This is a genomic window from Dyadobacter tibetensis Y620-1, from assembly GCF_000566685.1.
GTDB lineage: Bacteria > Bacteroidota > Bacteroidia > Cytophagales > Spirosomataceae > Dyadobacter > Dyadobacter tibetensis.
On record NZ_AZQN01000004.1, the window covers coordinates 441,905 to 454,978 of the forward strand.

The 13,074-nt window shown below is 42.8% G+C and carries 6 protein-coding genes; 3 read left to right on the forward strand and 3 right to left on the reverse strand.

The genetic code is table 11. From position 1 onward, the window contains the following. Positions 1-41 precede the first annotated feature (41 nt). The 3 genes from X939_RS0113780 to X939_RS0113790 form a co-directional block, all read right to left on the reverse strand. On the reverse strand, positions 42-1,112 hold the full coding sequence (locus X939_RS0113780; RefSeq protein ID WP_044199546.1) for a LacI family DNA-binding transcriptional regulator: 1,071 nt from the start codon (positions 1,110-1,112) through the stop codon (positions 42-44). 317 nt (positions 1,113-1,429) lie between these two features. Then, positions 1,430-2,011, reverse strand: coding sequence for an HPP family protein (locus X939_RS0113785; protein WP_025763866.1), 582 nt, complete (start codon positions 2,009-2,011; stop codon positions 1,430-1,432). Positions 2,012-2,840: 829 nt separating this feature from the next. Continuing rightward, on the reverse strand, positions 2,841-4,052 hold the full coding sequence (locus X939_RS0113790; protein WP_025763867.1) for a hypothetical protein: 1,212 nt from the start codon (positions 4,050-4,052) through the stop codon (positions 2,841-2,843). A gap of 1,008 nt (positions 4,053-5,060) precedes the next feature. Between X939_RS0113790 and X939_RS0113795 the strand changes: the two genes are divergently transcribed. The 3 genes from X939_RS0113795 (at position 5,061) to X939_RS0113805 (ending at position 13,051) form a co-directional block, all read left to right on the forward strand. Continuing rightward, positions 5,061-8,330 (forward strand): SusC/RagA family TonB-linked outer membrane protein, encoded by a 3,270-nt coding sequence (locus X939_RS0113795; RefSeq protein WP_025763868.1) that lies wholly within the window; start codon positions 5,061-5,063, stop codon positions 8,328-8,330. A gap of 8 nt (positions 8,331-8,338) precedes the next feature. Further along, positions 8,339-9,769: a SusD/RagB family nutrient-binding outer membrane lipoprotein gene (locus X939_RS0113800; RefSeq protein ID WP_025763869.1), complete on the forward strand. Its 1,431-nt coding sequence runs from the start codon at positions 8,339-8,341 to the stop codon at positions 9,767-9,769. A gap of 132 nt (positions 9,770-9,901) precedes the next feature. After that, complete coding sequence (locus X939_RS0113805) at positions 9,902-13,051, forward strand: SusC/RagA family TonB-linked outer membrane protein (protein WP_025763870.1); 3,150 nt, start codon at positions 9,902-9,904, stop codon at positions 13,049-13,051. Positions 13,052-13,074 lie beyond the last annotated feature (23 nt).

The window sequence follows — 13,074 nt, forward strand, 5'->3', positions numbered from 1 at the left end:
TTTGTCTACAAAATATTCTCTCCTCCAAGGCCTATACTTTGCTACATAGGATCCAAATAATAATCCAGATTTTCCTTGGTGATAATATCCAGTGGTAAAAATCGGATCGGTTGAATTTTCTTTTTGAAAATAAGATGGTTAGATAACTGCTGAATCCCCCAATAGCCCTGTCCGTGGGGGTTCTGGTTAATAAGAAACTGGATTACATCCATTTTCATATGACGGATGTTTTTCTCCAAAAGATCGTAACCGATCAGCTTAATGCTGGTCCTCTTCCGCTCTACCAGATAGTCCGCTAGCTCATAAGCCTTTGAATTAGTGACATATATTGCACCGATGTCAGGATTTTGCTCCAGAAGCCGATCCATATGTGCATACAGCTCTGTAGAGCCCGAAGCATTTATTTCTGTGCGAATAACCTGATGTGGAGCCCCTAAGTGATCTTCCTTAAAGAAAGTGGTAAATCCCAGCTCCTTATCCTGGAGGTGCACGGAATTGGGGATATCCTCATTGATATGCGCTAATAAAACCGATCGACTATTTTCCGACAACCCATAGCTAACCAACTTCCCAGCCAAATAACCGCTTCGGTATGAATCCTGACCTATATAGCTTAAAGGGCTTACATCTTCGATTTGGGTATTGATCAAAACAAAGGGAATGCCTTCTGCTTTCCACTTTTCAAAAAATGGTAAACCTTCCTTGTGAAAAACGGGTGCTATTAGAATCCCCTCGGGTTGATCTTTGGTCACCTCCTTGGCTCTTTGTATAAAGGAGTTGACATCGTGAGGATTGAATTTGTAAAAATTTATTTGCACACCATAAGGTCGAAGCTCCTTTCCCGCTTTACTTACCCCATCTTTGGGAGAAGACCAATAGGGGTCGTAGGAATCTGCCGGGATCAAGGCGGCAAAGTTGTATGTTTTCTGAGACTTTAGTGTTCGGGCCACTAAATTGGGTTCGTATTCGAGTTCCTTAATTATTTTCAGTACTCTCTCTTTCACTTCCTCGGCCACTCGCCCCCGGTTGTGAAGCACCCTGTCAACTGTTCCTTTTGAGGTTCCGGCTTTCTCGGCTATATCTTTAATTCTGGTAATCTTACGGTGACTCATCCTTTTTATATTAACTGCTCCCTCTCCTATTGACAAGGAATATGCATAGTGATTTGGTCGCTTAATACCCATAAACGTCCCACAGTATCTACTAAAAATAAAGAGTCAAGTGGGCTTATCTACTGATAAAACTCAACAAACCTACGCCAAACTCTTACCCTGGGTGTATCCACGGCGCCGCAATTTAACAAATCATGCAATGATGTTCTGTACCGCTTACTGAATATCTACACTTTTTATTGAGTTTTTAATTTATCTTAAAAACTAATTTGGCAAAGTGGCCTAATCAGGATACTAAAATATAGCAAGGAAGTGGTCTAGCGATATCTTCTACGCCAGAATTTATACCAATATTTATTGGCGGGATATTGACGGTGAGCCGCCCTGTTATTCACCAGAATAGCGACAATTAGCAAGATGAGCACCCCGGTAAGTACCGGACTTAGGACATACCAATAACCCATGGCCATAATTTTTTCTGACCCTATATTGGCTATCAATGCCGTAGCCCCTCCGGGCGGATGCATCGTTTTGGTAATCTGCATCACGACGATCGAACAAGAAACGGCCAAGGCGCTGGCCACCCATAGTTGCCCCGGAAACAAATAGTGAATCGTGACCCCCACTATAGCACTAAGTACATGCCCTCCTATGAGATTGCGAGGCTGAGCCAAAGGACTATTCACCAGGCCATATAATAATACAGCAGTGGCCCCAAACGAACCGATCAGGAAGACATTATCAACTTCTGACAAATAATCGGCATGAAAGAAGCCTATGAGTGCAATCCCTGTAAATGAGCCAAAAAAAGTCCAAAAATGATCTTTAAAATCTATTAATGTCTCTTTGTAAAATATATAACGAGCCGTTCGTACGTGTTTTTGAATGCGCTTCTTCAAAATATGGGCAATAATGATCTAACAATTTTTAGGAACGTGATTCAAGCTTCCTGAGTTCGCCATATGAACGATTATTATTCAAGAAATTTTGGTGTTTACCCCCTATCTTACCCCTGATGTGCTTACACGATTTTCAGGGAGAATACAGTATTGATCCATGTTGCCGTACTCCGTGGAAATAATCGGATAGCAAGGCTGGCGAGAAGGCAGCCGTGTACAGATAAATAAAGTTTGAACATGCTACCATTAACCTCCATGCGCCTATGCTCTCCAACTAATAAAAGTAGTAGGCATTTCCTCAGGTTCTAAGACCATAGGCGGATTCCGAATTTCACTGAATATCTTTGATTGATTGAAGAAATAGGACTACCACATGTCACTGTTCCGTTTTGACTCCATAGAGATTCTCCAAAGTTTGCAGATTATAATGCCGTTTATTTATCAATAATCAAGGGAAGTTTGTCTTCCAGCTTATGATTCGGGTTAATGCTATTAACCATTCCGAACACGATGGAAAGTAAAAGATTCATTAAAAAAGTATAATGGCAATATATAGCTATTCGGAAATGAATAATCTAGGTTTCTATTCCAAGTCAATGATCCTTCACAAAAATCGTAATTTTCATCAGTAATTCCGATATTCATTCTGTATTCGATAGTGATGGCGCATTGGCTTTTCAATATAAAATCCCTGGGCGTAAAAAACGCCGTTCGACGGGTCGGATTCTTCTAACATACAAAATTTATCATTAAAAAAACCGACAGCAAAAGCTGTCGGCATCACTTCTAGACTCAGTAAAGAGAAATTGGGATAGGCACTGTAGTCGAACTAATGTCCAGCATCCGTTTCTCCACCAAGGAGCGCCAACCGATAAGGAGTAGCGGTAACTTTATGTTTTTTCACGACCTTCAAGTCTTTGCGATCGACCTGCCATAACTCCCCCGATTGAGGTTGAGTTATATAAATATAACGAGCCGTGGCTTCCAGCTGGGGTTTTTGAGTCTGCTCTTTATCAATAGTCGTAAGAGGGCTTCCGCTCATTGCCACGGTATTTGTGTTTAAATCTATAACTTTTATTGAACCATCATATTGGAGCACAACCAAACTCGATCCTGAATAATCGACCTTTGCCTGCACGATCTCCTTCGACTCTAAGATTGTGTTAATTTTATTGCTTTCTATATCAATGTCAAATAAGCCTAACGCCGCGCTGTACCCTAGAAAGCGTTTTACTTTTTTAGCATACATGATCGTTCCCAACCATTGTGTACCAAATTGCTGCGGATAGGCAATTAGTTTTTGCTCCCCTTGCTGGTGCACCACCAGAATGCCACTACTCGAACCAAACACTGCATACTCGCCATTACCGGCATTCCCGTGAATCCCACCGGTAGCCAAGGTGGAGCTATAACGGACAGATCCATTCTTATCAATAATTTTAACCCGCTCTGGAAGAGTCCCCGTAACGCTGCCATCCTTTTCTGTAACGGCATAAGTCCCGTTGTCAAAAGGTGCCATAGCTCCATGATGTGCAGAATTTCCTGTTTCTAACTTACTCATTTTGGCCCCTACCACATGAAAATCGGCCTCATCGGCCACACTCATACTCCCGTCTCCGTCATTGAAGGTAATAACTTCGTTACCCTTGCTTTTAAAATGCGTTGGCTTGGCCGACTCTCCGGTTAATGCTGCAAACTTGGCTGTACCTTTGGTATCCATATGGTCTCCGTGATTCTCGAGCCCCGAATCAAAAAACTCAACATAATTATTCTGGGTATGTACCAAAGCGGCATATCGTCCAGCATCGGTTCCATACATTGCAGCCTTGGGGAATTTAGAAGTAAAAATGGCCGTCTCACCATTCGAGGGGTTAATTAAGGTAAGATCATTACTCACTTCATCGCTAATCAATACACGTACATACTGATACTCTGCCGAAGGGATCTCGGGATCTACTTTGTCTTCGTTCTGACAAGCTCCAAGTCCAAGTCCTAGTGCAGCGGTGTAGACTAAAGACCATTTCGAAAAATTCATTTTCATAAAATAATAGTTAAATGCAACAATGATGCAAATATAATGTTTAAAACTTAAACAATGCAACATTGTTGCAACCCAAAAAATTAGCGAGCATTATCAGGTGCTACAGGAATCTTTAGATAGGGGGCTCGATGCCGAACGTTAGCTGCTCGAAATGAACAATCAAACCCAATCCACATCAGTACTCCATTTTCGAAGACTTAACTCTTATTAGGTAAAATGGAATAGACCATTATACAATTTCACTGTTCAATATTTTTCAGCTATCCCAGAGGTCGTCATCAACTCACGGCCATCTCAAGAGCTTTGGTGGTCAGACGGAGCAACTTCGTATAAAATATTATTCAGTTCCGGTCATTATCAGGGCTAGAAACATAAAAAAAGTACAGAGCCCTATGTACGGGTCTGTACTTTTAAAAGGTTTGCAAATGTAGACTGACGAAATTCTGAATTGACTTTACTTTTTAAGAATTGCTAGAAGCACATTTATAATTCACACTTCAAAATCTCCCAGGGCATAGGCGAAAAAAAATTACTAATCCCCTGGTAAGCCCCTGGGCACAAATCATGGGCTAGAGCCTAACTCGACCCAGAATAGTCCAATTCGTTATATTATTAAAATTTTTCAAAAAAATTCAGTGGTGTTTTGTCAACTGAAATTATTCAATTTAAAACTATTATAAATTAGCAGTTACCTAGATAGAACAATTGCTTATATTCTAATTAGTTCATTCAATTACGTTTAGCCTACAATGCTACGAATAAGTTAACAAATCCTTCATTTATTTACAATATAGTTAAATTCTCCAAGTGGAATTATGAATTTCGTAAAAGCTGGATTTTTTCGAAAATCACAAAAAATGGGCAAAATCTGATAGAATATTTTCCAATCTAAGCACTAAAACCGTAGTTTATTTCGAAATTTTTCAAAGAACAAATTGTAATGGTCAAAACAATAATTAATTTTGCAATATTATGTTATCATAACAAACCTAACATTTTAATTTACGTATGAGGAAGACTCTATTAACATTACTGGGGGTCCTGTTGCTCTTTTCAGCGCAGGTATTTGCCCAGGAACGTGCAGTAACCGGAAAGGTTACGGCCACAGATGGCTCCATTCTACCAGGAGTGAACATTTCTTTGAAAGGTACTACTCGAGGTACCACCACCAATGCACAAGGAGAATACGCAATTACTGCAAATCAGGGATCTGCACTTATTTTCAGTTTTATCGGATTCGAAAGCAAAGAAGTTATTGTAGGATCACAATCAATTATCAATATTGAACTTAAAAGTGATGTCAGTCAGCTTCAGGAAGTTGTAGTAACCGCCCTAGGGCAAGAGCGTAAGCGAAATGAGCTCGTTTATGCAGCCCAGCAAGTTACCGCTGAGCAAATGACACAGGCGCGCGGAGGCAATGTCATGAATGCCCTTTCCGGAAAAGTAGCCGGTCTGGACATCAAAACTGCCAATACAATGGGAGGCTCTACAAGCACTATTATCCGGGGATACAAATCCATCACTGGTAATAATCAGGCCTTGTATGTGATCGATGGTGTACCCGTTTCCAATGCCAACACAAACACAACAGATCAGCAAAGAGGACGTGCAGGAACGGATTATGGAAATGCGGCGTCGGATATTAACCCCGACAACATCGCCTCCGTTAACGTTCTGAAAGGAGCTGCGGCAACGGCCCTTTATGGTTCAAGAGCTGCCAATGGTGTCATTATGATCACTACCAAGCAAGGCAGAAAGAACAGTCTGGACGTAACCGTAAATACGGGTGTTACCTGGGGTACCATCAACAAAAACACCTTCGTTAAGTATCAGGACCAGTATGGAGCCGGCTACGATGGTGCCATTACCCCAACTGGAGCGCCTCAACCAAGCAGATTTTATACAGGCGACCTAGGTTCAGGAACGGGTAATATCGCATTATTCGATGCGGATGCATCCTTCGGAGCTAAATTTGACCCCAGTGTAATGGTGTATCAATGGGATGCTATCGACCCATTCTCCCCTAACTTCGGTAAGATGACTCCTTGGGTAGCGGCAAAAAATGGCCCTGCTAGTTTCTATGAAACAGGAATTAACTCTAATCAGAGCATCAGCATCACCGGCGGTGGAGAAAACTCAACTTTCAAACTGGGTTACACCAGAAACGATGAGAAAGGTGTTCTTCCCAACAGTAAGCTAGGTAAGAACCTATTAAACTTCTCAGCATCTTACGATTTGACTCAGAAATTGAAAGTGTCGGCTAGCGCCAACTACTCTCAGGTGAAGGGTCTAGGTCGTTATGGTACAGGTTATCAGGGGAAAAATCCGAACCAACAATTCAGACAATGGTTCCAGACTAATGTTGATATCCTTGAACAAAAGGAGGCCTATTTCCGTAACGAGCAGAATGTTACCTGGAACTGGGGTAGCCCTACCAAGCCTTTTGCTGAAAATGGTCCAATCTATTCGGAAAACCCTTATTACTCACGGTATAAGAACTACTCCAACGACTCACGGGATAACTTCTTTGGTTATACTCAGTTGAACTATAAAATCGCCTCCTGGGTAGATTTCACCGGTCGTTTCGCCTATAATGGTACCAACGATATGCAGGAAGAGAGAATCGCCTCTAGCTCTGCTGATCCCATGGAATATTCTCGCTTCAACCGTTCGTTCAACGAAACTAACTTAGACCTTTATTTTAACTTCCGTAAGAGTTTCGCCAACGACTTTAACTTTAATGGTCTTTTAGGAAGCAGCATGCGTCGCTCAAAAGAGACCTCGATTCGTGCGGCCACCAACCAAGGTTTGGTAGTTCCTGATCTTTTCTCTCTTTCAAACTCTTTGAATCCAGTAGAGCCTCCAACAGAGATCTACCGCCGTATTGGAGTTGACGGTGTTTATGCCCAGGCATCTTTCGGATACAAGAGTCTTGCTAACTTAGAACTTACAGCCCGTCAGGACAAGTCTACAACGCTACCTACGTCCAATAATACTTACTTCTACCCATCTGTTGGTGCCAACTTTGTATTCTCAGAATTGAGTGGATTACAAAACAATTGGTTGACACTTGGGAAGTTTAGCGTAAACTATGCTGAGGTAGGTAATGATGCTCCCTGGGGAAGTGTTTATGACGTATATGATAAGCCAACTGCAATTGGCTCTATTCCATATTTCTCATTGCCCAACACCAAAAATAATAGCAACTTAAAGTCGGAGCGTACTAAAAACCTGGAATTTAGTCTGGAGACAGCCTATTTGAACGATCGTCTTGGTTTAAACCTGACGTACTACAAATCAAGCACTTTGGATCAAATCTTGCCGGTATCGATTTCCACAGCAACTGGTTACGCCTTCCGTTATGTAAATTCAGGAGAAGTTGAAAATAAGGGTGTAGAAATCTCCGCTTATGTTACTCCTGTGAAAACAGAAGACTTCTCATGGACCATGAACGTGAATTTCTCGCGCAACCGCAACAAGGTAATCAGCCTTTATGGTACGGGTGAAAATCGTGTTAAGAATGTCGTTATTGCATCTCTTCAGGCAAGTGTTAGCCTCAATGCAGCCGAAGGCGAGCCCTTTGGTGTACTTAGAGGAACTAATTTCGTGTACCATGAAGGAACCGGCGAAAAAATCGTAAAGGCTAATGGTATCTATCAGGCTTCTGCTACTGCTAACGAAATCATCGGAAATCCAAATCCAGATTGGATAGGTGGTGTTTCTAATAATTTTAGATACAAGAATGTGGCTCTAAGCTTCCTGTTAGACATCCGTAAGGGTGGAGATCTATTCTCTCTTGACCAGTGGTATGGAGAAGGAACCGGTATGTACCCTGAAACTGCAGGCTTGAACGAACTTGGAAATGACAAGCGTGATCTAGTAGCTAATGGTGGTGGTGTGCTATGGCCAGGGGTTCAGGCCGATGGTACAGTCAATACCGTAAGAGCTGAAAACTACGATGGAAATACCCATTCGGCTTTCGGTTATTCGTCCAATGCGCCAAGAGCCATGTATGTATACGATGGTAGTTACGTAAAACTTAGAGAGCTGGCCCTGTCTTACACCCTGCCTCAGGCATTGGTAAACAGACTTCAGGCTTTCAAATCTATCGATGTTTCGTTAATTGGTCGTAACCTGCTCATCCTACATAAGAACATGAAGTACTCCGATCCTGAAGATGGACTTGGTTCAGGGCTTTCCAACGGTGCTGGTGGCTACCAAAGTGGTGCTTACCCTGCTGTTAGAAACTATGGTTTCAATGTTAAATTCCGTTTCTAGAAAATATTATGAAAAAAATACTCATACTTTTATTCCCCGTCATGCTGCTAACGGCATGCGTGGATAGTTTGGACGACTATAATGTGGATGAAAAGAAGGCGAGCACTGTACCAGCAGTTACCCTTTTCTCCAATGCACTTAAGAATTACACGGATGCATTAACCACGCCCAACGTTAATAATAATAACTTCAGGCTTTACATGCAGCAGTGGACCACCACGACTTATCTGGACGAGCCTCGTTATAATATGACGGCCAGAACGATACCTTTGAATATTTGGTCGAGCCTATACAAGGATGTGCTTTCAGATCTGAATGCATCCAAAACGATTATTAATGCCAATGTTATCCTGACACCTAAGGTGAAAGCCAACCAATTGGCTCAGGTGGAAATCATGGAAGTGATGGCTTGGTCGGTACTTGTGAATACCTTTGGAAACGTTCCTTATTCGGAAGCTTTAAATCCTGAGAATTCACTACCCAAGTACGATGATGCCAAAACGATCTATGACGACCTACTGAATCGATTAGCTGCTGCAATAGGCAAAATTGATACCTCAGCAGGAGGATTCGGAGAAGGTGACTTGTTCTATGGTGGCAACATGACCAAATGGTCCATGTTCGGAAACTCGCTTATGTTGAAGATGGCTATGGTCATCGCCGATAGCGATGCAGCCAAAGCTAAATCTTTGATCGCCGCTGCTGCTCCAAAGGCTTTTACTTCTAACAGTGACAATGCCGCTTTCCCTTACATAGCTAGTCCTCCAAACAACAATCCTGTTTCGACGAACCTGAATAAATTGTTCACATCTCGTCAGGATTTCATACCTACTTCGGTGATCATCGATAATATGAATTCACTGAACGACCCTAGAAGATCAGCGTTTTTCACGATGATCAATGGAGAATACAAAGGAGGTAATTATGGTTTTACTAATACCTACTCTGCTTTCTCTCATATCAGCGACAATATCATCGATCCTACTCAGGAAGGACTGGTATTAGACTATTCGGAAGTTTCTTTCCTACGCGCTGAGGCCATCGAAAGAGGTTTTATCACGGGTGATGCAGCAGCTGAATACGCCAAAGGTGTTACGGCTTCCATCAACTATTGGGGAAAAAGTGACGAAATGGCTGCTAGCTATCTAGCTCAGCCGGGTGTAGCATATGCCACTGCCGGTACGAACTACAAAGAAAAGATCGGCAAGCAATTATGGCTGGCTCTTTACAATCGTGGCTGGGACTCCTGGTTAAACTGGAGAAGACTGGATTATCCGCAGATTAAAGCACCAGTTGTTACCGGCTTAGATCTTAAGTTACCCGTTCGTATGATCTATCCTCATACCGAACCTTCTCTAAATGGTGATAACTTTACTGACGCTGCCACTGCCATTGGTGGAGACTTGGCTACTACCAAATTATGGTGGGACAAGCAGTAAGTAATTAAAATTTTTTATGAAAGGGTGTCCATTCCGGGCACCCTTTTTTTGTAAACAAGCATTTCCAATTCCTTGCGAAAATTCAAATTATATCTTAACTTATGACGACAAATCACCAAACGAATACTACATATGAGGAAGACTCTATTTTTGATGGCAGCCTGCATATTGCTGATTGCCAGCCTAGGATTCGGTCAGAACCGAACCATTACAGGAAAAGTCACGGATTCGGACGGATCCATTTTACCCGGAGTGAGTATTTCTATTAAAAATACAACACGGGGTACGCTTACTGAGGCCAACGGAACCTACTCTTTGGAGGCCGATCCCAACGCTACCTTGGTATTCAGTTTCATCGGTTTCTTGAACCAAGAGGTTCAGGTAGCAAATCGTTCTGTTATCAATGTCTCATTAGAAACAGACGTTAATCAACTTCAAGAGGTAGTTGTTACCGCATTGGGAATAAAAAGAGATGCGCGGGCAGTGGGATATTCTGTTGCGCAGGTCGATGGCTCAGAACTCGTTCGCAAAAGCGAGGTCGACCCACTAAAATCCCTGCAGGGTAAAGTAGCAGGTGTAGATATCCGAACATCGCAGGGAACACCTGGAGCTGCGACTAAAATAAGCATTCGGGGAAATACCTCTTTCTTCGGATCCAATGAGCCCTTAATCATTGTAGATGGTATTCCCTATAACAACCGACAGGTAACGACTTCCAGTCAGACTTCCGGTGGAGGAGCCTACTCCAATGGACTATCCAGTCTGGATCCTAACGATATAGCCTCGATGAACATCCTCAAGGGAGCTGCGGCTGCGGCCCTGTATGGCTCTCGGGCATCTAATGGGGCCATTATTATCACCACCAAGTCGGGAAGTTCTTCGCCCGGGCGAAAAGGAATGGAAGTTACCTATTCGGGTTCTTTTGCCGTAGAAAACATTGCTAACCTCCCGGATTATCAAAATACTTATGGCCCAGGATCCACCTTCAATTATGCCAATGCCAATGGCTCCTGGGGCCCGAGATTTTCATCTCTGGATAGCATACCCGTTTGGGGTAATTATTTATCTGCTTTCCCTGGATTATTTCCTGCAAGTGGAAAAATCGCCTATGAGGCCATACCCAATAATGTGAAGGACCTTTTCAGAACAGGAAAAGTCTGGGATAATTCTGTGACTGTAAGCGGCGGGAACGAAAAATCCTCTGTCAGCGCCACCATGTCGTTTTTAAAACATAGTGGATATGTACCAAATTCAAACTTCGATAGAGGAAGCATAGGGCTCGGGGGGAACACCAAGCTCGATAATGGCCTTACCGTAGGAGGAAATTTCAGTTATTCCCACACCAATCAAAAGGGAAGTACATTTGGAGAAAATCAAGTTGAAGGCGCTTCATCTTCCTTCGCCAGAACCTTGTTCTTGGGAAGGAACTGGAATATAGCCGGATTACCGTTCGAAGATGCCAATGGGTTTCCCGTGTCTACAAGCAATGCCCAGTACGACAACCCTTTATGGGCCTGGAAACATAACGTAGTAGATACTAAAAATGACCGTGCAACAGGAAATATTAATTTATCCTACGATATCACAAGCTGGTTGAACACCAGTTATAGAATTGGAGTCAATACCTATAGCATGTTCCGCCGGGAAGTTGTTGACCTCGGATCCAGAGGAGCGGGCGGTCTTGGCGTGGTAAAAGAGCAAAATTTCAATAACAAGGAAATAGAGTCTATTTTCTTGCTAAATTTCAATCCTGCCCCTATTGGCAAATTTGACCTGAAAGGTTTCTTAGGGCATAATGTTAACAGTCGTGACTGGAGGGATCAACTAACGACTGGAAATCAGATTGTGGCTCCAGGAATCTATACGCTTACCAACACCAAAACACAGGTAGCAGAAGCATCTAGTTTTTACCAGAGAAGACTTTGGGGAATATTCGGAGAAGTGAGTCTGGGTTATGATGACATCGCCTATCTAACATTGACAGGGAGAAATGATTGGTCGTCGACCCTGCCTCGAAACAATAGAAGCTACTTCTACCCAAGTGCCTCCTTGGCAGTAAATGTTACCAAAGCCTTTAATATTCCCGAACAAACATTTTATGGGAAACTAAAAGCCAGTTGGTCGAAGGTTGGACGTGATGCCGATCCCTATTATCTTCAAAATACATATGCCATTAATACACCCTTCACCGGGACCAGCAGTGCCTCTATCTTCCCCACAGCGGCGAATCCAAACCTGAAGCCGGAATTTACAACTGACCAGGAAGTAGGCGCGGAAATGTGGATATTGAAACGAAGAATTGGAATCGATCTAGCTTTATACAAGCGTATTTCCAAGAATCAAATCGCCCCAATTACCCTGCCTCGGTCCACAGGATTCGACGAAACGTATGAAAATTTTGGAGAAATTTCCAATAAGGGTATAGAGGTAGACCTTAAGTTGATTCCCATTCAAAGTAATGATTTTGAGTGGAATCTACATTTGATCTATACCAAAAACAAAAGTATAGTAGAAAAGCTGCAAGATGGTGTTGAGCAAATCCAACTGGCTGGTGTGCTAACCGACATCAGACCCGTTGCCATCGAAGGGGAACCATATGGAGCTTTATATGGAACAAAAAGTGCTAGAGATGAAGATGGAAATCTCCTGATTAATCCTACAACCGGCGAACTTATCCCGGCCTTGGAACCAGGCATCGTAGGCAATCCTAATCCGGATTATAAAATGGGATTTGCGACCGGGGTCAGCTATAAAGGTTTTTCTTTGAATGCGTTATTAGACTATACCAAAGGCGGAGACATGTACTCGGTGACCGTAACATCAATGATGGGAAGAGGGGTTACCAAAGACACCGAAGATCGTGAGACCAGCTGGATAATTCCTGGTTATTATGGCGATGCCAACACGGGTTTACCGATTTTGGTCGACGGCCAAAAGGTGGCCAATACCACTGCGGTCAGCACTAATAACCTCTATTTTGGGGAAACTTTCGCCATTAATTCCGCCACCGAATGGAATATCTACGATGCTACCGTATGGACGCTGCGGGAGATAGCGCTGGGATACGAAATACCTAAAAAATTCCTGACCAAATTACCCTTTGGCAGTGCCAATATATCGGTGAGCGGGCGTAATTTATGGTACCTGGCACCTAACATGCCCAAGCATACCAACTTCAATCCTGAGTCGGCGAGTTTCGGATCTACCAACATTTCTGGAATAGAATTGTCGGCTGCACCAACGACCAGACGATTTGGTGTCAACTTGCGTGTTTCATTCTAATTTACCATCTAAGCTTGAACAAA